Here is a 24,982-nt window from a genome sequence, read left to right on the forward strand (position 1 = left end):
TATGCGCGCCCTAGAACTCAAGATCCCACCGCCGCTAGTGGCGCTAATCATTGCGGTCACCATGTGGATTGCTAGAAATGTTGCGCCGACGCTTGAACTGTCGCCCGCCACTCGCATCGTCGCAGCCGGCGTCGTCGCGGTCATTGGTGGCTACTTCAGCATCGCTGGCACCCTCGCGTTTCGGCGAGCCAGGACCACGGTCAATCCTTTGAAGCCGGAGAACGCATCGTCACTCGTCACGTCTGGCGTCTATCGGATCACTCGCAATCCAATGTACGTCGCACTCGCCTTGCTTCTGGTGGCATGGAGCTTCTACTTGTCTGCACCTGCGCTCCTGGCCGGCTCTGCGCTCTTCGTTCTCTATGTCACTCGCTTCCAGATCCAACCCGAAGAAAGGGTACTGCGGCGCATGTTTGGTAACGAGTACACGTCGTACACACAGAGGGTGCGAAGGTGGCTGTGAGACCTAACCCTCCTTCAGGCGGACTTGCCCTCGGCGGGCGCATAAGTCAAATGTGAGTGTGTCCATGAGGCCGACGATAGCTGCATCCTGGAAATTTCTGACGCTAGCCGTCTTATTCGGCCCCATGGCGCTCGGCGTATGCGTGCTGCTCCTTCCCCGGTTTCGCTCGTTGCATGGCACAGTTGCCGAATGGATACTCTTGGCCGTACTGTTACTGCTTCCGTTTGTCGGCGCGTTCGGCCTGATCAAATACATGCCGTGCTCGCTCAGGGTCCGAATTGCAATCGCCGTGGCTTACGTATTGGCCATGGCTATGCCGGTGCTACTCACAGCCATCTTCATCGGATGTTCATGGGCGGGCACGTGCTTCTAGGTGCATGCTCTAACATGCTGGTCCACACGGACGCCCAAGGGCGTCCGCGCTTACGGCGCTCCTGTTCTCTGGTCGCTGGTCCTCTCCAACGTTAGGTGTCAATATGCGCTCACCACCCAAAACACCCAAGCCTCTGCGCGACATTCGGTACTTCGAGAGCATCGATCCCCCTCAGTTCGAGCATCCCATGCCGAACTACGCATCGAAGCTCTATGGTTTCCCACGCGCATGTGTAGCTCTTGGCCAGCGCGTCGGGATGAAGTGCGAAGAACTTGGAATGTCCATCGGCCACGCTGATCATCTCTACCTGTGCTTTACACCATCTCTGCCCGATGGGGCAGTCAGGATGACCGAATACGCCACGGAGCATTGGCATCGATTCGTGCTCTGCGGAATGGATCCAGCGTTCAACTCCCTGCCGGACGAAAGAAAACTGGCTGTAGTTACCGAGGCAACGTTTTCAGCACTGCGCATGCTTGCGCCAACCGAGGCGCCAGCGCTTGAAGTGCTTCGACACTCAGTCGAGTCAGAAGGCGAGGCGCTCAGAGTGTGCCTTAAGGTCAAAGCGACGAAGCAATACCGTGTACGCGTCGAGCAAACGGTTCCCGTGCATCCACAACCCGCCGAAGTATTCGTTGAAGTCACAAATCTGAGAACGCAGCGCTCGAAGATGGTTAGAGTTGCGGAGGTGAAGTTCTACGATGATGCGCCAAGCTTGGTCGATCGCATTGCCATCGTTGATCACAAGCTCACGATCCATCCTCGAAAGTCCTTTCGAGCCAGCCTCATTGCCGCGGACTACCAAGTTCCAATTCAACTTGGCCTGGCCGACCTGAGTGGTGCCGAATCCTTCCTTCAAGCGAACCTGCCTGCGGCGGTCCGCTTAAGTCAAACGTGAGACATTAAGAGTAGAGAGCCGGAGCATGAAGCGCATCATGTACATCGAGAACAAATCAGGTGGTTTGAGCGGTTCCGGCCGCATTGGCTGGGTGGAGATGTCGCGCTCGACGCGCTCGTACACGTACGCGGGGAAGCGTTTTCTGAAAACGAAGTCCGGCTACAAATACAACTGCATCGAGGAAGAGACGGGAGCGCGTTACTGGATCTCTGGCCCCAAGAGGAAAGGTGGCGACACGATGTACGGCGGCATTATCGACATTGATGATGATGCCAGGCTTGAGTACTGGGCCAAAGTCCGAGGCCAGCCGGAGTGTATTCATCTAAAGCAAACCAGGTAACCAGGCATGTCTGACATTTCGCCCGGCTCGGACACGCAGCAGCAGGGTGCTGCTACGCGGCGCTTGCTGTGCGCCGGGAAGCCCGAACGTTAAGCCTCATCAGCGGCGCATCTCTCATCATCAAACAAGCATGACAGCACTTCGCGAAATTCACAGGCACAAAAGTACCTTGCAGTTGGCACGCAAACTCCTCACTGCGGCAATAGTGCTTCAGCTCCCGTTTCTGATCGAGATCGCGCTCAGACAAGCCGATTTACTGCTTCACCTGAACATCCTGGGCAACAGGCAAATGCCGGAAAAGACGTTTTGGTTTTTGAGCCTCACGGCGTCCGCCCTGGCGATCGTCGGGTTCATAATCGTTTGTCGCCAGCTATCGCTATGGGAAGGCGATCTGGAAAACACCGAATTTGTGCAGCGAACCCGGCTACTTGGAACCATGAAAATTGCTGCGGGCGTTCAACTCTTCTTCTATCTCGTTTTTCTGCTTCCACTGTTCAACCTCATTCCAGTAGTTTGGGCCAGGTCGAAAGCCACCGCCGCCATTCAAGACCTTGAGCTCTTGATGCCTGCACGTCGGCGCTAGGCGGAGGAGCAGCAAGGATGCGCGTGCCCCCTGTCGCGCGGATGCGTCATGTGGCCGTTGCGGCCATGCCGGCTGACAAAAATCGAACCCAATACAGGTAAGTTTTCTCGGTGCCAAGGCTATAGTGCAAATACCGAACCCGCTCCCGGACCTGATCCAGCAAGCGGGCAGACTGCAGTGGAGGATTGCGGGGTTTCACGGAATTTTTATACCTGTATGAATTTACAGTATATTGCCTTGAAGTCCAGCATGCAAGCGGCTTACAGGAGGTTTTGATGTCCAGATTAGATTGCAAGCGCCAAGTTATACCGCAGGTTTTGCGGCATACATTACGTTAGACCGCATGGAAGTCAGATCCCGCCTCCGTCAGATCCTGGCTCGTGTTCCTAGGCCACTCATACTGCTGGCCGTACTCGGCTTCCTGACGGGCGGCAGCTTCTTTCTCGGGAGCGTTCTGCCGCCGCCGCGGGACGCACGGGAGGAATGTCGCGCCCAATGTTCGCCGAGGTCTTCGAGAGTCGTACCAGACAAGGGTTACCCTATGTCTGCGAAAGGCGCCTACCGGGAGAAATGCGAATGCTTCTAGGCGAGCGTCCCCTGCGGTCTAACAGGTCGTTCGACACGGACGCGCAACGGCATTGCGCCGCGAGGCGTGCTGGTGAGCGTACGACTCACGGCGCAACGCCGCTGCGTGCCGGTCAACTTCAACGTTAGACCGCACATGGACATCGAGCAAGAACGAGCAGTGTTGGCGCGGATCGCGCGCTTTGTGGCCCGCCTTGGGGTCGCTGTTTTCGCCGGCCCGTTCATTTCCCTGCTCGTGGCTTGGGCCTGCGAGGAGGCTGGAATCCTAAGTGGGTGGGCGTTCATGCATAGCAATCTCGCATTGCCGACCTTCCTGGCTTCTGTTGGGCTCACCTTCTGGGTGACCGGATTCCTGCCATTGTTAAGGCCGCGGAAACCTCCGAGCGATGCGGTCTAACAGGTCGTTCGACACGGACACGCACCGGCAGCGCGCCGCGAGGCGCGCGGGCGATCGTGCACCTCGCGGCGCGCTGCCGGTGCGTGCCGGTCACCTCCGACGGTAGGCAAATGCAAACAATCTTGAGTGTTGCGTTCGGCTTCATGGCGGTGTTAGCTGCCACGGCGATTACGGTGTTGGCGGGTTCGCCGTCCGCTGGACACCCAGCTCAGTACGCCGCAGCATTTATAGTCGCGGGGGTGATGCTGTCCGTGCCATTTGCCCTTGTATCCCTTTGGCTCGCGTTGGCTGACCGAGGCATCGAACGTGGCGAGAGGCTACGGATTCTGGGGATCACGCTCTTGGTGATCGGGGCGGCCCGGTGGCTCGGAATCCTCGTGGCGATCGGCCCCGTGTTTGCGGAAGGAAGTCTTCTGCTCATGGCACTTGGCGGGGCCTTTCATATTCGGAGCAAGCAGCTAACCAAAGGGACGGGCAATGCATAACATGGCAGTCGACACGGACGTCCTCGAGGCACGCTGTCGCGCGCATATGGTCTGCCGATCACTTCTACGTTAGGCCGCAGCAAACTCCCTAGCCCCCCAGCACAGATGACATCCCAAAAAAGCATGCCTAGTTTCACCATTGCCGGTCGCCTGGGCCCTGCACTCTTAGGCGGAGCCCTCGTTGCTCTGCTCGGTTGGGTGTCATTCGGATCACTCCTGCCAGGTGCTGCGGCGCCTGTTGGCGCCTGGATGCTCGGTGCCGCCGTAGCGTTTGGCGCGCCGAGTGCATCCAAGGCATGGCGTAGGGTTCTGCTCCTGGCAGGGCTGCTCTCATTTGTGGCGGCTTGGGCAATGTGGGTTGCGGTTTTAGGCGGAACGCAGGGTGCCGTTCAGGCCACACGCGCCGAAAACGCGCCAGGCTTCTCCCTTCTTGTCCTGGTTGGCGCCGTGTTGTTATTGTTCCTTGGACCTCCATTCTTCATCTTGCTCGGTCTGGGACTCATGGTACTTGCATACTTTGTGGGCCAGGAGCCAACACGCCGCAAGGGCAAAAAGCCAAGCCTCGCAGATGAAACAGGCGACTAGCCCTTCCATCGAGAGAACGGCACAGGGGCTTCACCCTTGTGCCGCCTCTCATGTCCAACGTTAAGACGCATGGCAACCTCAAACACCGCTGGATACTCTGGAACGCCGCTTTCCAGGAAACTCGGCATCAAAGAGGCGCATCGAGTGCTGCTCATCGCAGCACCTGAGGAGTACGAAAGTCTGTTGGCCCCACTTCCACCAGCCGTGCAGTTTGTGAGCCAGCCCGATTCAAAGGTAGATATCGCTCACGCCTTTGTCACGCAGCGAGAAGAACTGGCAAAGACTCTGAGTGTCTTGCGCAAGAAGCTGAAACCCGACGCAGCGCTGTGGGTCTCCTGGCCGAAGAAGGCAGCCAAGGTTCCGACCACCATCACAGAAGACACTATCCGCGAGTTGGCGCTGCCACTCGGCTTCGTAGATATCAAGGTCTGCGCCGTCACGGAAGTCTGGTCGGGACTCAAGTTGGTGGTTCGCAAGGAGCTTCGCTGAGAATGCGGCCTAACCCTTCCATCAAGACAAACGTTAGGTACCACTCATGGTCGCCACCAAGCTCCTGCTGATCTTTGCTCTTCTCTGCACCTCAGCCCTGCCTGTATCTGCTGAATACACGCCAACGGGACGGAAGGCCATTTCCGTAATCTCGGCCGATTTTCCGCATCTGGATTTCATTTGGACAAGCGCCGAAGGCGATCTGGACGGTGACGGAATCGCTGATCTGGCTTTGGTGGCCACTGGGCAGAGAGGTGGAAATCCACAGCGCGAGGAGCGCCTTTTCATTCTCAAGGGAAATCCGGATGGAAGCTATGGAGTCCTTTCCGTGTCTGACGAGTTTTGTCGCGTGAGCAAGTTCTATAACATCGATATAAAAAAGAATTCTGTGTTTGTTCAGGCGGTCGAGTATGCGGATGCCGCTCGCGCGTCGAGTTACACCATGCAGTTTCGATACAACGCGAGTCTCAAAGACCTTGAATTCGTCGGCGAAGAGACTCTTGACGAGAACTATAACGATGGGTCTTACTACAGGGTCAGCAACAATTACTTGACGAAAACTGCCATTCATTCACGCCACGCGGGCAAGAGACACAAGGACGTCAACGTTCGCCTCAACAGCTTTCCGATACTCAGATTGCAAGGCTTTGACTGTTCGAACCGTGGCTCGTCTGATTCGGTCGTCCACATTGACGAAAACTTCAAGGTGCGATCCCGATGAAGAGCAAGACAGCTAACAAATCGACCCAGTGGCGACGATCTGCGGCCGCGTCTGGCCTCCACCGTTAGACTCCATTTCACATATGCCATCACCAGTCATCGTCGCGCTCGACTTCGAATCCTCGGCTGAGGCGTTGGCATTGGTCAATCGGCTCGGCCCCGAAGCCGATCACTACAAGGTCGGCCTTCAGCTGCTCACAGAGGCTGGACCGCAGGTAGTTCGAGAGCTGGTGTCAGCAGGCAAACAGGTCTTCCTTGATCTCAAACTTCATGAGATACCGAACTCCGTAGCCAATGCAGTCAAGGCCGCTGGCAAGCTTGGGGTTTCAATGGTCACGGTCCATGCGTCAGCGGGTTCGGCTGTTCTGCGAGCGGCTGCCAGGGCTGCCGAGTCATACCCCCATCTAAAAGTTCTTGGCCTTACGGTCGTCACAAGCCTTTCTGACGCCGAGCTCCCAGAGATCGGCCTCGCACCATCAGTCAAAGACCAGGTTTTCCGCCTCGCTTCGCTGGCTTGCAAGTCAGGCTGCCATGGTATCGTGGCTTCCGCCGAAGAGGCCGCCTACTTGCGTGGTTCCTTGCCTGCCGGGGTACTCATCGTCTGCCCCGGCATTCAGCTTTCCCTGGCGGCCACAGACCAGGTGCGCATCTCCAGTCCTGCCGCGGCAGCCAGGGCAGGCGCCACGCACATCGTCATAGGCCGCGCTATCGCAGGTGCTTCGGAGCCACTGGCAGCGTATCGGACAGCAGTCGAGTCGTTTAACAATGGCGTCTAACCCTTCAATCAAGCGGACATACCACGGCAAGCCGGCATCTTGTTTTTCGGCGTCGTCCTCGCTACATTCCTGGTTTGGGTCGCATATGAAGTCGCGACACGCCACGCCGCATAACATATCAACCGGCGCGGAGCCACAACAGCAGGACGTGGCTCCGTCCCATTTGTTGGTGGTCCGATCATTTTTACGTCAGGCCTAAGGAGCCACCTATGTTTCGAATCCTTTTTAGCCCAATGGTCGCTGTCTGTGTTGTTGTGTTTGGCGTCTTTCTCATGTATGCCGGTCACAAGAACGCCACCAAGTTTTCGGCATTGCGCGATCACGGCAAGACGACAAAGGCCGAGGTAACCAAGCTGGAGTGGAAGGAAAAGAAGAATACCCATGCTGACAGCCTGTACACAGCGCATGTTCGCTTCACGACGGAGGATGGTCGCGAAATTCGGACTGAAGTCGGCGTTGCTGCGGAGCTTGGCCGTGCCTTGCGCAGCAACTCTGTCCCATCCACCATGACGGTCCGTTATCTACCTGAAGCACCCAGCACGCTTCAAGACATCAACCAGGACGACTCCTCTGATGCCCAGAAGGGCGTTGGTCGCTATATGTTGCTTGCGGGACTGGCCATGTTGGTCATCCGCTTCTTCTTTTCAGGGCGTGCGAAATGATGTCTGATCCTTCCTTCAAGCAGACCCGACTGCGGCGGGCCGCTTAAATTCAACGATAGGCCTCACTTGAAGTAGTTCCTTGCATCGTCAATTCAAAATTGAGAGGTCACATGCTCACGCTTTACTACACCCCCAATACTTGTGCGCTGGCAACGCATCTGGCACTGGCTCATGTAAATGCAGAGTACGAACTGGTCCGGATCGACTTCTCGAAGAACGAACAACGGGCGGCTGACTATCTGAAGGTCAATCCGAAGGGCCGGGTTCCAGCGCTCGTGACTGCACGCGGGGTCCTGACGGAAACACCGGCCATGCTCATGTTCATCGCCCAGACGTACCCGGACGCGCATCTGGCTCCGCTTGATGACACGTTTCGACTTGCGGAGATGAACGCTTTCAACAGCTATTTGTGCTCCACGGTTCATGTCGCCCACGCCCATCGAATGCGCGGTCACAGATGGGCAGACGAACCTGAAGCGTGGGACGCGATGCGAAGGAAGGTTCCTCAATCCGTGGGCGACGCCTTCTCGCTTATTGAAGGCGAGTATTTACGTGGACCGTGGGTTCTGGGAGAAGAGCTCTCTGTGTCAGATCTGTATCTTCTGACCCTCGCCCGCTGGCTGGAGGGTGACGGGGTGGACCTCTCCCGCCTTCCCCGAATCCTCGATCACAGGGCGCGAATGCTGGCTCTTCCTCTCGTCGAAAAGGTCATTGCTCAAGAGGAGGGGCCGCCGAAATGACACATGACTCTTCCGCCGGGCGGACCCTCCAGAGGTCGCTTCGTGCGTCCTTTGACCCGCCTTTCATGTCAAACGCTAGAAGGCATCAGCATGGGTTTCGATAGCACATGGCAGTTCCTCGGAGGCATCGCAATTGGGCTCGCGGTGATCGGGTCGTTGTGCCTTCGCGCTGCCGCGTCGTATGTGCTCGAGCGCTGGGGCCGCAGCACGAAAGGTGCAGTGGTACGTTCAGTAGAGAAGAATGACGATGGAGGCGTGGTGTACGTCGTGTCTTATGAATTCACAGCCACTTCGACGTCCGGTGCGCCTCAGATTCAAGCGGGGAAGCAGACGACGCGCTATAGCTTTCGTGCCAGGGACATTGTTGCCGTTCGATATTGGCCGAAATGGCCGAGGCTCAACCGAATTGCGGAGCGCGCCGTCTGAAGGCGGCAAGGACACGGGAGATGCCGTCTAACATGTCAATCGACACGCATCCACGACAGCAGGAGGCGGCTTCGCCGCTTGTGTCGGTAGTCTGGTCATCTTTGCGTTAGGCGTCACCAACTTCCCTCGCACATCACTCTCCAGCATCAGCCACAACATGAAGATCGGTCAAGCAATCATTCGCGCGGCCTTATGGCTCTCAGGTACAGGTGCACTTGCCCTGGTGGTTGCGGCCGGCTATTACGCCAACGAAGTGAGGGTTGCCAGGGTTGCAACACCGTCTCTGGTTTCCGAAACCTGGAAGCGCTTTGGGGCCCGGCTGAAACCCACAGACTTGTCGAAGGACAGGCAAGCCATGTTGTTGGCAGTCGAAGACCCGGCGTTCACCCGGCATCACGGCGTTGATCTTGAAACTCCCGGCGCAGGAATGACGACCATCACGCAAGGTTTGGTCAAGCTCATTTACTTCCCAGGCGGGTTCAAGCAAGGTATCGCCAAAGTTCGCCAGACGCTGATTGCACAGTACGCTCTGGATTCGCTGGTTTCCAAGAACGATCAAATGCAACTGTTCCTGAATATCTGCTACCTGGGCAGCAGGAACGGCCAGCCTGTTCATGGCTATGCGGCCGCCGCACAGGCATATTTCGGCAAGAGCTTTTCGGAACTCACTGACGAGGAGTTTCTGTCGCTCGTGGCAATGCACATAGCCCCCGATAACCTGAAGCCTGGGACGCCCGAAAACACCCAACGCGTTCAACGTATTCACGCCTACCTCTCTGGCAAGTATCGACCTGCGAGCCTGCTGGATGTTGACTACGACGGAAAGCAACACGGAACACTGGCGGAAGAAGCTCTCATGTCATTCTTGCGGCTTGTCACTGACGCAAGGCCTGAGCGCGCTGGCAGCTAACGCACTTGACTTGCCGTGGTGCCCAGCCTTTTAATTGAGAGAACGCGTCCCGGCAAGCCGGGTCACGCCTCACATCTCAAGCGTTAGGCAACACAAATTACGCCATGGCTTTCGCATCACATGAAGAGTACTTCGCGAGCGTGCCCGCTGAGTCGCGCCTTCAGCTCCAATCTATTCAGGAAAAAGTGGAGGCCTTGGTGCCTGGCGCCTCGCGCTGCATACGCTACAACATGCCCGCGTTCAAGCGCGGACGGGTGTTCTTTTACTTCGCTGCATTCAAGAAACACATTGGTGTCTATCCGCCCGTCACGCAAGATGCACGCCTCATGCAGGAACTCGCGCCATACCGTGGCGAAAAGGGTAACTTGTCTTTCCCGCTGAAGGAGGAGCTTCCAATCGAGCTCATTGGCCGGGTTGCCCTGGCGCTGTCGCGAGAGTACGGCCGCAAGTGAGCAATGAGCGTGGTCCCTGACCCGTCGTTGCTTCCCGGAGTTCCCCACGCCGCAGGCAGGGCAGGGTTGTCCGCGCCGACGCTGCAGCTGCGTACGTCGAGGCCGGCTTCTGTATGAGCTGGAACAAAGACTGCGCCTTGTTCGTCGTCTTTGCTATCAAATCAGTAGCTGCTTGCGCTCATCTGCATTGGTCTTGGGGCCTGTTTCGCATATGAAAATGCCCAAAAACAATTGATTTCGGCGCTGCCATACCTCGCAAAAGACCCTGTAGTGGCCTCCAAAGAGCGGTTTTGACCTCTTTTTATGCGTGGAAACTGGCTGCAGACCAATCTGGACGGGCGCAAGAAGCTATTAAATCAATAGCATTTCGAGCGGGAAGGGGGCCCATTTGATGACCGGACACATGCGCGCCCGTGCTTGTCTGTCGCATCTACGCCATAGATTCCAAAGCGTTCTTGGCGAGGTCGATTCTCATGGTGATAATCGCCGTGAATTACCTCCCCAGGTGAACTGATGAAGCCGCAGGTCTCACGACCGGWGGCCCGCCTGGGATGGGAATCCTTGCATTCTTGCGAGACAAGCGACGAGCACTGGGTAAGGACCCCGTGCGTTCGTCACTGATGTACTTCTGATATTTGGGGGGAATTGGTTTTGAGCCTGACAAAGATTTCACTTGTGTTGTTCATTGGGGGCCTGGTATGGCTCGGTGCCGAGTATGCGGAGGACCGCAAGCGCCCCTCGCGCCACAAGGTCCCTTCCGAGGCCGAATTGAGCACTGCTACCGGCAAAGCCCTGAGCGCCCGTGTTGTTGAGCGCAAGACCAAAAAGGGTGTACTGGCGAGCCGCTATGCGGAGCTGGACATACAAACCTCCGCAGGCATCGAGACTGTGCGCGTGGGCGAGCCGAATTCTGAGCGCGCGCTGGACGGGCTGGGCGGCGAAACCGTGACAGCCAAGTTCGATCCGAAGGATGAAAAGTCGGTGTTCAGTCTGAGCACCCCAAGCCGCCAGGTAATCGCGTACCGGGATACAGCTGCGTTCAAGGCCAAGCTTGTCGAGGGCAACAGCGGCGGCTACACCATTGGTTGGATCGCAGTAGCGTTGGGTGTTCTTGGCTTCTGGTTCGGCCGTAAGGTGGCCGCGAGCTAACCAAAAGCGCAGTGGCTTTGTCACGTCCTGACTCTTTCATAAACCGAAGTTGCTCCGGCAAGCTGGGCAGTGCCGGTTGTCTCAAACGTTAGGTGTCACTAGCCATGCAAAAACTTCTGCTCGTCGGTGCGTGCTGGGCCTTCTGGTTGATCTATGTCGTCGCCACCGTCAAGACCGATCTGAGAGCTGGCATCTCCTTGTGGCCATTCGTCAAGATGGCAGTCGGTGCCGTTGTTGCCGGATACGTCAGCTCAGTCCTTCTGCGCCCGTCAACCGAAGCTCAGGATGAAGCCGAAGAATCCCACTGGCGGCCTATGCCGCTGTTGATCAGGGTTGTCCTGGCAGTCGCAATCTTCACCGTAGGCCTTGGCCTGATCGCCATGAGCCTGGTTACCTCTTTGTTTGGTGTCATCGGAGTGGTTATCGGGATTGCCTGCTTGCCCATAGCGCTCTACTTTCTTGTCGCCGGCAAATACAATCCGCACGGTGTACCTTGAGTGCTTTAGAAGGGGCACCGAACCCTTCTATCGGGGGGGGCTGATCGGAAGACCGGTCAGCACGGCCCTTCCAAAGCGTTCAGCCGTGCACGTGACGGCAATTCCACTCTTGCTGTCTGACGCGGACTACTGGCTTAATACGCGGAAAGCATCACACACAACACCATGCGTTCACTTCTAGCCCTGCTTGCGTTTGTCCTCATCTCAACACTTGCCACGGCTGCAGAGCCCAGCAAGGTCAGAGCTAGCTCGTTTGTACTTCTTGCTGAATCAAGGCTTCCCGATGCAGCGGCCTTCCGTGCACAGCTCGAGGTGCGGCTCAAGGGAAGGGTCAAGATTGATGACATGGAAACAGACGGCCAAAAGGTCATTCTTCTTCGATCGCGGGGTGGCACCGTGATGATTGGGCTGATCGATGCGCCCCTGCCAAAAGGCCAGATTGACGACTTGTGCCAAGGCGCCTGGTACTGGAAGAGGGCCTGCGAAGAGACTGCCCGGCACAAAGCCCACGTCTACGTCAGTATTCTGGACACGAATCTCGATCAGCTGGACGCTTATCTCTTGCAGACCGACGTGGTGGCAACGCTGATGGACCAGAATGCCATCGCAAGCTATTGGGGCGCCAGCTTGCAGTCCCGAGAAGCGTTCCTGAAACAGAGCGCGCAGGCCAGTCGGGCGGGGCCGCCCGTTTGGCTCTGGACTAACTTTCGTATCTCAACCGATCTGGAGAAGGGGTTCTCGCTGTCCACACAAGGAATGGAGAAGTTTGACCTGCGGGAAATCGAAGCCAAGGACGTGAACCGAAATGGCCTGGAAGTTTTCTCCCTGCTCATGAACATGGCCCAGTATCTCGTCAGCAGTGGACCGGTGATTAAAGACGGGGAAACGATAGGCGCTTCACCAGCGTTGAACATCAGGGTTCACCAGGGACCGTCTTATTGGCGGGAAGGTGTCACAGTCTACAGAGTGATGTACCCAAAAGAATGATTTGATGTCCGGATCAGATTGCAAGCCCAGGCTATACCGCAGGGTTTGCGGCATACATTACATTCGGCGTCACTATCTAACTTTGCGTACCCAGTCATGATTCGAAAACTCCTGTCACTTCTCATCTCCTTTGCCGCATCTTCCGTCGCTTTCGCACAACCGGCTCAGTCGTTCGACAACAGCTCCTCGAACCTCATGGTGGTGTTACGGGAGTCTGTTGGTTCGAACAGGCAGGACGAATCGCTGGTGCCAATGGGCAAAACCAAGGTCAAGCTTGCGGACGGCAAGGAAATCGAAATCGAAACGGGATGGTACTCGTACATCGGAGACATGCACGTTCGTTTTGTCTTCGATACACCCACGTCAATGCCGAACGCCTCTCCGAAAGACCTGGAGCGCTTGAGGCTCACGCCGGAGGCAGCGCTCGAGCTTGCGGTCAGCAACATCAAGCGTGTGTATGGAGAGCCCAAGGCGACTCCCTGGAACGATCTCATGCAGGTCAAAGGAACGTCGCCCGATCTCGACAGCAGCTATTTCCTCGACCGGGAGTTTTGGCTGGGTCTGCTCAAACAACATCCTGAAGGTGTTGTTGCCCTCGTTGCGAAGCGTGGTGGTTTACTCTACTCACCCTTGTCGGATCAAAAGGCCGTCGAGGGAATGCGAAAGGGAGTTGAGTATTTGCACTCCAGCAGCGAACGTCTTCGCGTTTCTTCTGCGCTGTATCTTTTCAAGGACGGAAAGTGGTCAGTCTTCCAGGCTCCAGTGGCGAGGTAGTGGAGCACCGCGTGACGCCTAACCCTTTCATCGGGAGGGCGTTCAACATTGGGCTTCGCCTGCTGTCGGCCGCCTCTCATGTCAAACGTTAAGCCGCATGAAACGCTTTACCATCACCCTCATCCTTTGTATCGCAGCGTCTGGTGCATCGGCCCATCAAGACAGACGACTTTCGCTGTCTTCGGGAGGAGCAATCCCCGAACTGCCTCCCCGGTACGCAGCAACGCGCGTTCAGATCGAGTTCTCGAAGGGCAGAGCAGGAAGGCTCACGAAGCTGACACTAACTTCCGTCGGAAAGAGCACTGTCGTAAAAGGCTGCTTGCTCGAACTTGTCCCTGCCAGTTCGCGGAAAGGAGTTGCCCTGGCTGGGTCCTGGTATCACGACAAGCAATTCCTGCCCGACTACATCCAGGTTCTGTTCAAGACGTCGCCCTTGCCTCCCGGCCTTCCAGAAGAGCCTGGCGTCTTGTTCCTATTCAGCCTGGAAGACGCACGCCTACTTGAGGTCAAGAAGATAGTTCCGCTTCCCCAAGAACACGCGGTCGAGTATCAAGAAATAGCGCTACATGATGGTTGCCCCGGCAAGCCGTAGGCCACGTCGCCGTATGCGGCCTAACCCCTTGCTCAAGCGCCGACGCGCTACGGCAAGCCGTCTCGCCTCCGCGCGTGTCTTTGCTCGAGCGTTAGGCCTCACATGACTATCTGGCGATTCACCTTGCTTGGACTCGCATGGGGCTTGGCCATGTTGGTCTTCTTTCTTTATGATTTTCGAGGCGGTTCGAATCCAGTCCTTACGCTTCTTCTGGTAACGGGCCTATTTTTGATTGGTGGCGTCCTGTTTGGTGTTTTCATGTTCCTCTTAACGAAAGTCACTGCTCGTGTTGCCGGTTTCGACATATCGAAGACTCAAAAGACAAAGCTTGGACTTCGGAGCTCGATTCTCATCGCCGCGGGTATCGTGCCTTCTGTGGCAATCATCGGGGTCGTATTCACGCTTCAATACGAATTTTTGTGGGTGGCACTGGCGGCATGCTTGGGGCCCACACTTGTTCTCTTGCCGGGCTCGGCCAAGTCAATCAGTGGCCGATTGCTGTTCGTTCGATGCATTGGTTCGGTGACAGTGGGTGCACTCGCCGCCGCTACAGCCGGCGCATTGTTGATGTCCTTTGAGTTGAGTCCAGTGTTTCTGTTGACGTGCGTTGCATATGCGGCGGCTTGGACTATCGCTCAAGTTATTTCTATATTGGTTCGTCCGCATTTCAGTCAGGAGGCAGGGCAGTGACGGCGAAATCCAACATGTCGCTCGATGCGGACCCACAACTGCAGAAGGCCGATTCGCCGCGAGTATTGCCGTCCGGTCAGCTCCAACGTTGTCCAGCATCAATTCGCAGCGTAGGCATGCGAACCGAAATGGCATGAGAGCTTCGACCTGGCTTCGGTGCGTTGGCTACTCTGTCGTAGTCATTGCTTTACTGCTGCTTTTGGGGGTTGGCGACCTGCTGCCAGTTGACTTTTTTCTTTGGCTTCAAGTTCTCTGGTCTGGCGCTTCGACTCCGCGCTACATGCGTGTCGTTCCCACCAGGGAGTCAAGTATGCTCGTGTGGGGTTTGCTGGCATTTGGCCTCATCCTGATTGCGGCGGGTTGGGCGCTAAGGCCGAAACGAGCGAAGAAGTGACTTATGGTGACTTATGCATAACATGTCAATCGACACGGATCCACAACAGCAGGAGGCGGCTTCGCCCCGAGTCTTGGTGGTCCGGTCATCTTCACGTTAGGCTCCTTCTTCCCTACCTCATGCTAGCAAAGCTATTCGCCGCACTCCTGGCACTCTCTGGAGTACTGCTGGTCCTTGTAGGGAGCGCGGCCATCATCCAGGCCGAGCCCAACTCACCCATGTTCTTTGGAATGCTATCTGCCATCGTCGCGTTCGGAGTGGGCTGCCTCATCGCCTCCATCGGTGTCTTCAGAAAGCGGCGATACGGCTTCGTTTTATGCATTGGCCTGGGCGTAAGTGCCGCCGGCCTCGCGCTTATCGTTTCTGAATCTGTAGGCCAGGGAGTACTCTGGCCAATCTTTGCGTTCATGACGGCCAGCGGCGCTGCCGGCCTGTTTGTGAAGTCAGGCGCCGATGCTACGGGAAGAGCCGAGCCGTGACCAATCGTTCGATTTTCTTGATGGCATATTGCCTTCGCTCTGCAGCCTGACAGCTCACGTCGAACTTTCGGCGTCTTTCAGCGTCACCAATTTGCAAGGGAGCTAGTTTTGAACAAAGCATGTGCAGTATCGGCAAGTTTGTTGGCCTTCTTCTCAGTTGAAGCCGCAGCCCAAGCCATACCAATGGAGGACCAGACATTTACTGAATTTGCCGCACAAGCAGTACGGCGCGAGGTTGGCGACACGCCTGTCTCAATAAAGGGGCCACTTACATTGTCGGTTGGCGCCTTGCAGGCCAATCTAGAGAGGGTTTTCGGTTTTTGCCGCTCTAATAATTCTGGTTGCGTATCCGAAATCGACCGGTATGCCAAGGGCGTGGCGCAAGTGCTAAAACAACAGAATGCGCCGGTAGATAAAAGCTCAGTGCGTCTCGTTGTCCGGTCAAGCGAATATATCAAGCGAGCGCAGGAATCTTTGGGTAGTGATGGCCCGACGCTTCAGGCGAAACCACTCGTTGAAGGGCTGGTATCGGTAGCCGTGCTCGATACGCCGCGCGCGGTGAGACCGCTTGATGATCGCGACCTGAGAAAGCTCAACATGTCACAGAATCAGCTATTTGAACTTGGTGGTGAGAATCTGCAGGCCACACTGAAACCTCTCGCTGACAGCGCGAAGCCCGTCGGAAGCGGGCAGATTGGAGCTATTCCAGGTGGCGTGTATGAGGTCGGCCGCGTCGCCATTCTTTCTCAGTGGGCACCTCTTGCAAATGCTCAGCAAGGTCTCCTTGTTATAGCTCTTCCAACAACGGATATGGTCTTGTACATATCGGAATCCACTCCGTCAGCAATAGATGCACTTCGGGCGCTCTCCAAAGACACCGCTGCAAAATCATCCAATCCTCTTTCGCCAACCACCGTACTCAAATGGACCGCTGAGCGATGGATGCCCGTACAGTGAGTGCCAAGGTGGCCGCATCAATGCCTGACCCTTCCATCAAGAGGGCGCACCCCGGCATGCCGGGTCGAGCCGCTCATCTCAAACCTTAGACATCAAGAGAAAATATGCACAGTCCCGTTGAGCGCTTCAAAACTGTATGGCTCGACGCCAGGAGCCGCGGGTCGTCCTGGCACAGGAACGCTGTTTGTGTTTCCACCATCGATGCGGATGGATACCCCAGTTCGCGATTTGTCGATTTGAAGGAAGCGGAAGAGACGGGTTTCGTCTTTTGCACGCATTTGGACTCTGGCAAGGCCTTGGACATCGCTCGCAACCCCAAGACCGGCATCACGCTGTGGTGGGAGCATATCGCCACGCAAGTACGCATCAAAGGCGTTTGTACGGTAATACCGGAACAGGAGGCCGAAGTACATTGGGCGGGCCGTCTGCGGGATGCCCAAATTGCCACAGCGACATTTCAGCAGAGCCGTCCGCTTGCAAGCCTCGAGTCGCTTTCGGATCAATACGGACGCGCCGTAGCTGCGTACGACGGCAAGCCAATCCCTCGCCCCGCGAACTGGGGCGGATTCAGGCTCCGGGTCGAGCACATTGAATTTCTGGAGTTCAAAGAGAGCCGCCTGCATGCACGGACGGCCTATTCCCGCATTGGTTCCAGCTGGGAGCAAGCGTTCCTGCAACCTTAGGGTATCTCGCCGGGAGTAACCCATCATCTGAGCGGACCGCAACAGCAGGCCACGTGACACCGTGCTGTTAGTTCCGGTTCCGCGCGGCCTGCTGCTACAGTCCACTCAGCCCAAATGTTAGGCCTTAACAATGCCCGATTACGACAACCCCGAAGTTGAAGCTCAGTGGTGTGCAGAGCGCCGTGCTGAAGTATCCGAATACTTGCAGCGAGAAGGCTTGGTGCATGGCCGGATCGGTGTTGAGCCTGCGTGGCACCTTGCCCCCTATGTCTCAGTTTGGACCGTCGAAAGCCTTGAGAGCCCTGGTTCGGTGGGCTGGTGGGCTATCTCTGGCGATATGCCGAACGACTATGTTTCCTCAAGCAAGGCTGGAACTCCACGGGAGGCGGTACATGCCATCGCTTCGCTCTGGCAGGACGCGGCTCGATGCATGGCGCGTGGAGAGCGGCACCCAACGTTGGTCATTGGTACGGGAGAGAACATGGAAGAGCTCGCCCCCATGCTTGCATCGAGGGCCGGGTTACTGCTGGAATGGGCCGATGACCCTGCGGTATGGGAAGAAGATGAGCTTTAACGCGCTTCAAGTTTTTTCTCTAATGACCTCGGTCTTCTCGCATCACAGGCCCAAGCCTTACTTCGGGTGGGCACGCAAGCCTTAAGTTCTTCGCATATGCCATCAACAACTCAAGCCCTTTTCATTTTTCTCGCGTGGTCTGGCGTCCAGGCGGTATTGCTTCTAGCGTCGCTGCGTTCCAGGCAACCCTTGCCGGAATTGCTCGCAGCTGTAGAGAAAGTCGAGCCTTCGATGGCGCCGGCGGAAAAAGGTGACATGGCCAGAGGATTCCTCTGGATCAGCGTTGTCTGGTTCGCCCTGGCCACAACCATTGCGGCGGTTTCTTTCAATTCGGCATCAAAAGGAAGCCTGTGGGGCGTGGCCGTTTTTACCGCCATAGGTGGCTGGTCGCTCTACGATGCAGCGTCAAGCCCCGTTGTTCTGGGCCGCATGTACCCGGGGAGCATTAAATGGACAAACTGGCTTACAGCTGTGTTGAGCTCAGCGGTCTGGTTATTGCTCTTTGTGATGCTGGCCATTCAATGGCTCTCCTGAAGCCACCTGGCCCTCTCATCTCAAACGTCAGGCGTCATGATGACCATTTATGCGCCCAGTAAGGTCGTACACGCTGCGCTGAGGCGCGCGCTCAGTCCATGGTTTACGGCGAACGGCTGGAAGCGGCGGCCCGGTTACTCCCTGAATCTTTGGGTCGATTTTCTGCTTCCGAGGTTTCCGCACCTTCTGCGCCAGAGCCAAGGGCAGGATTTCACCGCACAATGACACTCATCATCCATACGCCTCCAACTACCCGGTTCACCCATGGAATCTCCCAAACTCAGAGTCGGCCAACCGATTACGCCCGAGCAGTTCGACGAACTCACGGACGCGCAGCTGTCACGGCTCGTGCCCAAGGCGTATCGCGAATTTTTTCCCGGTAAAGACTTTTGCGCCGATGGGTACTTCTATCTTCACGACGGAACGGCCTGGAGCTTTTACCGAGGTGATTTCCTTGATGAATAGTGTTTTTTCCGTCGGCAAATGCGCCCTGGTAACACCTGTGGATGTCACCGTCGTTTTTTCCATAAAGGCGTGGAAGTGTTTCACACATCAGTAGCGCGAGCATGAGTCGGGAAGCAGGAGCTACCCGTTTAACTATCTACCGCCACTGATCAGCACGCTATAAGCCTCACGCGTCTCCGGCGACACGGAATCCACCAGCTGCGCATGCGGCGTCTTGTGGCGCACCAGAACGCGAGCCGAGGCGATGGCCTTTGATTTGCAAAACCAGTGGCAGGTGTGCTGCATCAGGAAGAGTTCGGCTGACATCGTGAAGGCCTTGGCCTTGGGGCTAAGCCCGGCCGCATTTTGGGCCACGCGCGCAATGCCGGCGGCGTGAATCGCCAGGGCAATGCGCATGTCGAAGCTCATGGCCGGCAGGATCAGGGTGGCAAATGGAAAACTGATGGGCAGCCGGCTCACGCGCGCGTCGGGTTCAGGCACCCTGGCAAACTCTGTCGCAAATTTACTGAACTGCACAGCCAGTTGCGCTTCGGAGTTGGCCAGTTGTTGCCAGACCTGCTCGCGCCGCTCGGGTTCTTTTTCGCCGAGTGCCCGCAGGTAACCGTCGGCCAGGGTTTCCATGAGTTTTTCAATCTGGTAATTGCCCAGATGGCTGCCCAGCAGCGCTATGCGTTGGCGTTCTTCCCGGGCTTTCAGGAGGTAGGTGCCGATGGCGACAAAGGTCACCAGGAGAAAAAAGTCCATTTCAGTTCCGGTTGCATGTGTCAAGCGCTGGCAGAGGTCTTGCCAGCATGGGTTGAGTGTAGTCACGCAACCCTTTCCCGCGCTGACTGCCGCTTAACACCCCTGGCTCCTGATTCCCTTCTGTCGTTGACGGTGAAACCGGTGCAACGATTCGTGGGTTCTGCTTACAAAATCACCTGTCTCTCGGCCAGTGCCTTGCCCCAGGTCAGCAACCGGTAGCTGCGATGAGCCGGTACGTAGTAGGGGTCACTTTCGACCAGCTCCGCGGCACGCGCCCTGGACGCAACTTCCATGACCCAGAGGCCCCCTACAAAGCTGTCGCCGGGCGCTTCACGCAAACCGCCTGCAATGAGGATTTCGTCCTGGTGTTGCCGAAGATAGGCAAGGTGAAGGGGTTCACGCTCCTGCCGGATCGCCAGCATGGCAGGTGTGTCGTCAAATAGGGCTATCCAGCGCATTGGGCCATCCTGATTGAAGTGATGGATGAAGTGATGAAGATGAGGGACTTGGGGCTGTGAGATTCACGATGAGGGTTGTTTGCCTTTGCCGGGAGCCTTTGCCGGCTTGGCAGTGCGCACCTTGCCGCCCTGGCTTCCCGCCGCGGCTTGCCTTAAGCCTGCCAGGGCGGGTTCCAGTACTTTCATGTCTGCGTTGGCTGCGTAGACGGCATAAGCGGGGTACAAAAACTCCGGCTTGCCCGGCACGCGGAACAGGCGGCCTTCCTTGATGTGGTTGCGCACCACGTTTTGCCGGAAATAGCCGGCACCGCCCACCGCAAGCAGGTACTCCAACCCTAACGGCCCCAGGCTGGAGGAGACCCCGACACTGGAAAGCTCCGGGAACGCCAGGCTGTGCTGTGCCGAGAATTCGCGCCCCCAGTCCACGTAGACGTAGTCGGCGGGCTGCGGCATCTCGAGCCTGGGCGAGGTGGTGACCAGCACCAGTTTTTCTTCGATCAGCAGTTCGATCCTGAGGCCGGGGCGCTGCCGCGGTGCATAGGCAATGACGATGTCCAGTGTTCCGTGGGCCACGCGTTCCAGCAGGTCTTCTGCAACGCCCACCTCGGTGCGAAGCGCCAGATCGGGTGCGTTTTTTCGCATCCAGAACAGCCAGTCGAGCATCAGCGGTTGCCAGAGGCTGATTTCACAGCCAACGGTCACCAGCGCGCGGCGACCGGGTGGCACGGCCATCTGGTGGCGGGCGCGCTCCCAGACTTGTACCAGCGTCATGGCGTGCCGTACAAACTGCTCGCCTGCGGGCGTGAGCGACGCGCCGGCCTTGTTCCTGACGAAAAGCGTGCGTCCCAGCAGGTCCTCCAGGGTCTTCACGCGGGCGCTGACCGCGGTCTGGGTGACATGCAGCCGTTCTGCGGCCTGGACAAAGCTGTGGCAAGACACGATTTCTAGGAAGGTGCGGGCGAGGTTGATATCCATGGCGTGTCTCCCATTTTTCCGGCCTTAGAGGTCGTGCTCTAAATGCAATTTTTCTGCACTCAAACGCAATATAAGTCGTTTTACTTTTATACTCGTAAACCCTATATTCTCGTCATGACCTCTGTTTTGGCAATCGTTGCCGCTCACGTCACTTCGAAAGGACCTTCCATGACACGCACCGCATTTTTCACTGAGCCCGCTTCCGCCAACGCCTCTGTCGGCGGCCGTTCGTTGCAGGCTTCTTCTTCGTTGTCTTCTTTGCTGCGCAAGGTGATGAATGCTGCGCAATTCCTCCTGCCGGGCGCGCCATCTGTGGCCCCTGTGCCTGGTCAGCCCTACCCATGGTTGACGGCAAATATCCGCCGCAACATGAGCCCGCGCGCCCAGCGCCTGATCCGCGCCGACTATTGATCCCTTTGGGCGCTGCGCCGCAACTGCGGCCGGCGCCGGTCTGGGGCGCTACATCTTCAGGCGCTGCGCATACCCCGTCATCTCCAGGTACCCCATCCCCACGCGCTTGCCGTTGCTGTCAATCAGTTCGCTCAAGCCTTCCCAGTAAATCGCACCCGTCGACTGGCGGCTGTCCAGCTCCTGGTTGTCGATGACGGCCCTGACCGTATAAAAGTCGGCGGGCGTGCGGACGATCCACTCGACCGGATAAGTCGCTTGCGTCAGCGGGCTTTTCCAGTGGCGTACGGGTTTAAAAATCACCTCGCCGCGGCTGAAGGTGTACAGCCCTCCTTTGGTTGAGCGGAGCGAGCCGCCATCCCACAGCGTGTTGCCGTCTTTGCCCCGCAGCCTGAAAGCGGTGAGGGCGCTGCCGTCCAGCAGGTTCATGCCTATCCAGTCCCAGCCCGTGGCGTCTGAATGCAGGATCTCTTCGCTCCACTCGTGGTCCAGCCAGGCTGTTCCGGTAACGGCAAAGTTTTTTCCTTTGACTTTCAGGCTGCCGCGCGCAGCAAGCTGCGGCTGGCTGTAGTAGTAACTGGCCTGTTTTTCGTCAGGCCCTTTGCGCGACAAGCCCTTGTTGCCTTGCAGCAGCACACCCTGTGTTTCTTCAAACTGCAGCTTGAGCGCAAAGTCGCTGGCCGGGAGTTCTGCGGTGTACCTTGCGCCTTCGGCTTTCAGGGACCAGTCGCGCAACTTGACGGCCATGTCCTGCTCGCTGGCGGTGGCAATGCCAAAACCTTCCCGTGCGATGCGCTGGTCGTGCCAGAGCTTGTTGCCCTGCACATCGGTGATGGCGGCATGCGCAAAAACCAGCTGCCTTGCGGCGAATTTTGACGACATGCCCTGCGTATCGTCCACGCGTGAACGGAAAAAGGTCAGCTGAAAGCCGAAGAGGCGACTCTCCGCTGTACCACCCGCGGCGCCGGCCGTAGCCTGGCCGGTGATGTACCACCACTCGGTGCGAAAGCCGGGGTGCGCGCCGCGGTCGCGCGGGAACACCAGTGTTTTGGCGGGCAAGGCGTGGGCTTCACCCGGGCTTGCAAGGCCTGCCAGGCCCGAGAGGCCGGCCGCGCCTCCCAGCAACAGCTGGCGTCTCGGCAAACCGGCGGGCAGGGGCGGGCGCATGCAGGCTCCGGGGTTCTTCAGGCCGGCACCGGCCGCATCAAGCGGTTGATCTGCTCGTTCGCTGCCGTGCAGTCGCCCATTTTTTCAGCGACCCAGCTGGCGTTGTAGTACGTGGGCAGGTAACGCTCGCCGGAGTCGCACAGCAGCGACAGGATGGAACCCTGTTCGCTGCGCACCAGCATCTCATGCGCCAGCATAAGCATGCCCACCAGGTTGGTGCCGGTCGAAGGCCCGACCCTGCGGCCCAGCAGCTGCGACAAGGCCTGCATGGCGGCCAGCGAGTCCACATCGGCCACTTCCACCATGCGATCTATCACCGTGCGGATAAAGCTGGCTTCCACGCGCGGGCGGCCAATGCCTTCAATGCGCGAGCCTGCACCGGTGAGACCGGCATCGCCGGTGCGGTGATAGGCGCTGAAAACCGAACCTACCGGGTCAGCCACGCACAGCTGGCTGCCGTGGCGCTGGTAGCGCACATAACGCCCGATGGTGGCGCTGGTGCCTCCCGTGCCGGCGCCCACCACAATCCAGCGCGGCACCGGGTGCCGCTCGCGGGCCATCTGGCTGAACATGCTTTCGGCGATGTTGTTGTTGCCGCGCCAGTCGGTGGCGCGCTCGGCATAGGTGAACTGGTCCATGTAGTGGCCGCCGGTTTCAAGTGCCACTTTGCGCGCTTCGTCGTATACCTGCACCGCGCTTTCCACCCAGTGGCAGCGCCCGCCATAGAACTCGATCTGCGCCACCTTCTCGGGCGAGGTGCTGCGCGGCATCACCGCAACAAAGGGCAAACCCAACAGCCGCGCGAAGTAGGCTTCGCTGACTGCGGTCGAGCCACTGGATGCTTCAACGACAGTGGAGTTCTCGTGGATCAACCCGTTGCACAACGCATACAAGAACAATGAGCGTGCCAGCCGGTGCTTGAGGCTGCCGGTGGGATGGGTGGATTCGTCCTTGAGGTAAAAATCAATGCCGCGCGCAGCGAACTCCGGCAGCGGCAGCGGGATCAGGTGGGTGTCGGCACTGCGCAGGTAGTCGGCTTCAATGCGGGCGATGGCGGCGCTGAGCCAGGAACTGCTGGAGGTCTGTAGGGAAGTCATTGCCCGATTCTCGCAGCAAGACCTGTTGGCGTAAAACGTCTTTTACCGGCTTGCCGGCCCGGCGCGGGGGTTTCAGCGCCATTCCCAGCGGCGGGGCCCCGGGTCATTCATCAGGCCGGGGATTTCACCGCGGCCAATGCCGAGGTCATTGAGCTGGTGGTCGTTCATCAGTCGCAGCTCATTCAGGTTCCGTCGCCTCTGCGCGTTTTTGCGCAGGGCGGCCAGAAACCTTTGGCCCAGCTTTGTGACTGGAAAGCCGGGCAGGGCTCCCGGAAAAATTCTCATTGTCTTCGTCAGCATTTCGCGCACTCCTGGTGGGAAGTGCCCTATGGTGCTGAAAATCATGATATTGTGGAAGTTGAATTTTCTGATCGAAATTATCAGAATTACTGATAGAGACACTTCCATGCGCGAATTGAACCTGGACCAATTAAGAACGCTGGTGGCCATCACAGACCTGGGCACCTTTTCTGCCGCGGCGCAGGGCCTGCACCTGGCGCAGCCCACCGTGAGCCTGCATGTGAGCGAGCTTGAAAGCCGTTTGGGCACGCCGCTGGTGGTGCGCGGCGGCCGGCGTGTGGAGCCCACACCGGCAGGCGCCGTGCTGGTTGAGCGGGCCCGCCGCCTGCTGCGCGATGCCGACGATGCGGTCGATGCGGTGAAGCGCCACGTCGAGGGCCGCACCGGCCGGGTCCGGCTGGGCACCACCACCGGCGTGCTGGTGTACTTTTTGCCGCAAGTGCTCAAGGCCATGGAACAAGCCCACCCCGACATCGATGTCGAGGTCAGTATTCTTGGTTCCGCCGACACGCTGCAGCGCTTGCTTGACGGCACGCTCGATGTCGGCCTGGTCGCCACACCGCCACCTGCGCAGCGCGGCATGGTTATCACCCACTGGCGTAGCGACCCGATGATGGCGTTTGTACCCAAGCGCTGGAAGGCGCCCAAACATGCCACGCCCGCATGGCTGGCCACCCGCCCGCTGATCTTCAACGAAACCCCGACCCATATGTACCGCATGACCATGGCCTGGTTTGCCGACGCGGGTTTCACGCCGCGCGCACGCATCGAACTGAATTATTCCGAGGCCATCAAGAGCCTGGTGGCCGCCGGTTACGGCGCCGCGGTGCTGCCGAGGGAGCAGTCACTGGAGGAATCCAATGTGCGGCATGACGTGCAGCTGGTGCCGCTCAAGCCTGCATTGACGCGCCACACGGCCATGGTCCACAGGCCGCTGGATGCGCTCGACGGCGCCACCCATAACCTGCTTAAGACACTGGCGAGTTTTCGTCAGGCCTGAGCAGAGGCGCGACTGCGACGACGGTTACGCTGCTGACGGCGCCCAATTTCCCCATTTTTTTCAGAAGTCACAAAAAAAGTAGCGCAGGGATGTCGATTGGGCTCTATCCCGAACGTCGTGAGGTAGGTGACCGGTCAATCGCATGTCCGGCATCAACAAAACACTCAACCAGGC

General features: G+C 57.9%; 32 protein-coding genes. 26 read left to right on the plus strand and 6 right to left on the minus strand.

The window, feature by feature from the left end; genetic code table 11:
* Nucleotide 1: 1 nt before the first annotated feature.
* From AC1DYQ_RS10320 to AC1DYQ_RS10435, 24 genes are all read left to right on the plus strand, one after another.
* Complete coding sequence (locus AC1DYQ_RS10320; protein ID WP_477686709.1) at nt 2-463, plus strand: methyltransferase family protein; 462 nt, start codon at nt 2-4, stop codon at nt 461-463.
* A 560-nt stretch (nt 464-1,023) separates the two neighbouring features.
* Entirely contained in the window at nt 1,024-1,734 is a 711-nt protein-coding gene (locus AC1DYQ_RS10325; RefSeq protein WP_477686710.1) for a hypothetical protein, read from the plus strand.
* 25 nt (nt 1,735-1,759) lie between these two features.
* A complete protein-coding gene (locus tag AC1DYQ_RS10330; RefSeq protein ID WP_457279021.1) occupies nt 1,760-2,074 on the plus strand; it encodes a 1-deoxy-D-xylulose-5-phosphate synthase in 315 nt (104 codons plus the stop codon).
* Nucleotides 2,075-2,204: 130 nt separating this feature from the next.
* Nucleotides 2,205-2,657: a hypothetical protein gene (locus AC1DYQ_RS10335; protein WP_477686711.1), complete on the plus strand. Its 453-nt coding sequence runs from the start codon at nt 2,205-2,207 to the stop codon at nt 2,655-2,657.
* A 721-nt stretch (nt 2,658-3,378) separates the two neighbouring features.
* The gene (locus AC1DYQ_RS10340) at nt 3,379-3,639 is read left to right on the plus strand and encodes a hypothetical protein (RefSeq protein ID WP_477686712.1); all 261 of its coding nucleotides are present in this window, start codon (nt 3,379-3,381) and stop codon (nt 3,637-3,639) included.
* Nucleotides 3,640-3,749: 110 nt separating this feature from the next.
* On the plus strand, nt 3,750-4,124 hold the full coding sequence (locus tag AC1DYQ_RS10345) for a hypothetical protein (RefSeq protein ID WP_457279018.1): 375 nt from the start codon (nt 3,750-3,752) through the stop codon (nt 4,122-4,124).
* 654 nt (nt 4,125-4,778) lie between these two features.
* Complete coding sequence (locus tag AC1DYQ_RS10350) at nt 4,779-5,198, plus strand: DUF3052 domain-containing protein (protein ID WP_477686713.1); 420 nt, start codon at nt 4,779-4,781, stop codon at nt 5,196-5,198.
* Between the two features lie 46 nt (nt 5,199-5,244).
* Nucleotides 5,245-5,919, plus strand: a complete 675-nt coding sequence (locus AC1DYQ_RS10355) for a hypothetical protein (RefSeq protein ID WP_477686714.1) — start codon at nt 5,245-5,247, stop codon at nt 5,917-5,919.
* Between the two features lie 82 nt (nt 5,920-6,001).
* A complete protein-coding gene (gene pyrF / locus AC1DYQ_RS10360; protein ID WP_477686715.1) occupies nt 6,002-6,694 on the plus strand; it encodes an orotidine-5'-phosphate decarboxylase in 693 nt (230 codons plus the stop codon).
* Nucleotides 6,695-6,903: 209 nt separating this feature from the next.
* Nucleotides 6,904-7,356, plus strand: coding sequence for a DUF3592 domain-containing protein (locus tag AC1DYQ_RS10365; protein ID WP_477686716.1), 453 nt, complete (start codon nt 6,904-6,906; stop codon nt 7,354-7,356).
* Nucleotides 7,357-7,466: 110 nt separating this feature from the next.
* Entirely contained in the window at nt 7,467-8,096 is a 630-nt protein-coding gene (locus AC1DYQ_RS10370) for a glutathione S-transferase family protein (protein ID WP_477686717.1), read from the plus strand.
* 583 nt (nt 8,097-8,679) lie between these two features.
* Nucleotides 8,680-9,432, plus strand: a complete 753-nt coding sequence (locus AC1DYQ_RS10375; protein WP_477686718.1) for a transglycosylase domain-containing protein — start codon at nt 8,680-8,682, stop codon at nt 9,430-9,432.
* Nucleotides 9,433-9,536: 104 nt separating this feature from the next.
* Complete coding sequence (locus tag AC1DYQ_RS10380) at nt 9,537-9,884, plus strand: iron chaperone (protein WP_477686719.1); 348 nt, start codon at nt 9,537-9,539, stop codon at nt 9,882-9,884.
* A 651-nt stretch (nt 9,885-10,535) separates the two neighbouring features.
* Nucleotides 10,536-11,033 carry a hypothetical protein gene (locus AC1DYQ_RS10385; protein WP_477686720.1) on the plus strand — a complete coding sequence of 166 codons (498 nt, stop codon included), beginning with the start codon at nt 10,536-10,538 and terminating at the stop codon, nt 11,031-11,033.
* Between the two features lie 104 nt (nt 11,034-11,137).
* Nucleotides 11,138-11,530, plus strand: a complete 393-nt coding sequence (locus tag AC1DYQ_RS10390) for a hypothetical protein (protein WP_477686721.1) — start codon at nt 11,138-11,140, stop codon at nt 11,528-11,530.
* 165 nt (nt 11,531-11,695) lie between these two features.
* Nucleotides 11,696-12,517 (plus strand): DUF4261 domain-containing protein, encoded by an 822-nt coding sequence (locus tag AC1DYQ_RS10395; RefSeq protein WP_477686722.1) that lies wholly within the window; start codon nt 11,696-11,698, stop codon nt 12,515-12,517.
* A 96-nt stretch (nt 12,518-12,613) separates the two neighbouring features.
* Nucleotides 12,614-13,291, plus strand: coding sequence for a DUF1444 domain-containing protein (locus tag AC1DYQ_RS10400; protein ID WP_477671182.1), 678 nt, complete (start codon nt 12,614-12,616; stop codon nt 13,289-13,291).
* A 97-nt stretch (nt 13,292-13,388) separates the two neighbouring features.
* On the plus strand, nt 13,389-13,883 hold the full coding sequence (locus AC1DYQ_RS10405; protein ID WP_477686723.1) for a hypothetical protein: 495 nt from the start codon (nt 13,389-13,391) through the stop codon (nt 13,881-13,883).
* 102 nt (nt 13,884-13,985) lie between these two features.
* On the plus strand, nt 13,986-14,573 hold the full coding sequence (locus tag AC1DYQ_RS10410; protein ID WP_477686724.1) for a hypothetical protein: 588 nt from the start codon (nt 13,986-13,988) through the stop codon (nt 14,571-14,573).
* Nucleotides 14,574-15,554: 981 nt separating this feature from the next.
* Nucleotides 15,555-16,403 carry a DUF1444 domain-containing protein gene (locus AC1DYQ_RS10415; RefSeq protein WP_477686725.1) on the plus strand — a complete coding sequence of 283 codons (849 nt, stop codon included), beginning with the start codon at nt 15,555-15,557 and terminating at the stop codon, nt 16,401-16,403.
* A 104-nt stretch (nt 16,404-16,507) separates the two neighbouring features.
* Complete coding sequence (locus tag AC1DYQ_RS10420) at nt 16,508-17,086, plus strand: pyridoxine/pyridoxamine 5'-phosphate oxidase (RefSeq protein ID WP_477686726.1); 579 nt, start codon at nt 16,508-16,510, stop codon at nt 17,084-17,086.
* A gap of 130 nt (nt 17,087-17,216) precedes the next feature.
* Complete coding sequence (locus tag AC1DYQ_RS10425; RefSeq protein ID WP_477686727.1) at nt 17,217-17,660, plus strand: DUF4826 family protein; 444 nt, start codon at nt 17,217-17,219, stop codon at nt 17,658-17,660.
* Nucleotides 17,661-17,756: 96 nt separating this feature from the next.
* Nucleotides 17,757-18,194: a hypothetical protein gene (locus AC1DYQ_RS10430; protein ID WP_477686728.1), complete on the plus strand. Its 438-nt coding sequence runs from the start codon at nt 17,757-17,759 to the stop codon at nt 18,192-18,194.
* A 264-nt stretch (nt 18,195-18,458) separates the two neighbouring features.
* Nucleotides 18,459-18,659: a hypothetical protein gene (locus AC1DYQ_RS10435; RefSeq protein ID WP_477646891.1), complete on the plus strand. Its 201-nt coding sequence runs from the start codon at nt 18,459-18,461 to the stop codon at nt 18,657-18,659.
* Between the two features lie 132 nt (nt 18,660-18,791).
* Here AC1DYQ_RS10435 and AC1DYQ_RS10440 read toward each other — a convergent pair whose 3' ends face one another.
* The 3 genes from AC1DYQ_RS10440 to AC1DYQ_RS10450 all read right to left on the minus strand — a co-directional run bounded on the left by AC1DYQ_RS10440 (nt 18,792) and on the right by AC1DYQ_RS10450 (nt 20,836).
* Entirely contained in the window at nt 18,792-19,403 is a 612-nt protein-coding gene (locus AC1DYQ_RS10440) for a hypothetical protein (protein ID WP_477686729.1), read from the minus strand.
* Nucleotides 19,404-19,567: 164 nt separating this feature from the next.
* Nucleotides 19,568-19,861, minus strand: coding sequence for a YciI family protein (locus AC1DYQ_RS10445; RefSeq protein WP_477686730.1), 294 nt, complete (start codon nt 19,859-19,861; stop codon nt 19,568-19,570).
* A gap of 63 nt (nt 19,862-19,924) precedes the next feature.
* Nucleotides 19,925-20,836, minus strand: coding sequence for a LysR family transcriptional regulator (locus AC1DYQ_RS10450; RefSeq protein WP_477686731.1), 912 nt, complete (start codon nt 20,834-20,836; stop codon nt 19,925-19,927).
* Nucleotides 20,837-21,004: 168 nt separating this feature from the next.
* Between AC1DYQ_RS10450 and AC1DYQ_RS10455 the strand changes: the two genes are divergently transcribed.
* Complete coding sequence (locus tag AC1DYQ_RS10455; protein WP_477686732.1) at nt 21,005-21,247, plus strand: hypothetical protein; 243 nt, start codon at nt 21,005-21,007, stop codon at nt 21,245-21,247.
* A gap of 48 nt (nt 21,248-21,295) precedes the next feature.
* Here AC1DYQ_RS10455 and AC1DYQ_RS10460 read toward each other — a convergent pair whose 3' ends face one another.
* The 3 genes from AC1DYQ_RS10460 to AC1DYQ_RS10470 all read right to left on the minus strand — a co-directional run bounded on the left by AC1DYQ_RS10460 (nt 21,296) and on the right by AC1DYQ_RS10470 (nt 23,916).
* Entirely contained in the window at nt 21,296-22,411 is a 1,116-nt protein-coding gene (locus AC1DYQ_RS10460) for a lipocalin-like domain-containing protein (RefSeq protein ID WP_477686733.1), read from the minus strand.
* A gap of 17 nt (nt 22,412-22,428) precedes the next feature.
* Complete coding sequence (locus AC1DYQ_RS10465; protein ID WP_477686734.1) at nt 22,429-23,508, minus strand: PLP-dependent cysteine synthase family protein; 1,080 nt, start codon at nt 23,506-23,508, stop codon at nt 22,429-22,431.
* Nucleotides 23,509-23,580: 72 nt separating this feature from the next.
* The gene (locus AC1DYQ_RS10470) at nt 23,581-23,916 is read right to left on the minus strand and encodes a DUF1127 domain-containing protein (RefSeq protein WP_477686735.1); all 336 of its coding nucleotides are present in this window, start codon (nt 23,914-23,916) and stop codon (nt 23,581-23,583) included.
* Here AC1DYQ_RS10470 and AC1DYQ_RS10475 point away from each other — a divergent pair.
* Nucleotides 23,915-24,808 carry a LysR family transcriptional regulator gene (locus AC1DYQ_RS10475; protein WP_477686736.1) on the plus strand — a complete coding sequence of 298 codons (894 nt, stop codon included), beginning with the start codon at nt 23,915-23,917 and terminating at the stop codon, nt 24,806-24,808. The two genes, AC1DYQ_RS10470 and AC1DYQ_RS10475, sit on opposite strands and share 2 nt — an antisense overlap.
* The last annotated feature ends 174 nt before the right edge of the window (nt 24,809-24,982 follow it).

The organism is Polaromonas sp. P1_F4, assembly GCF_056405675.1.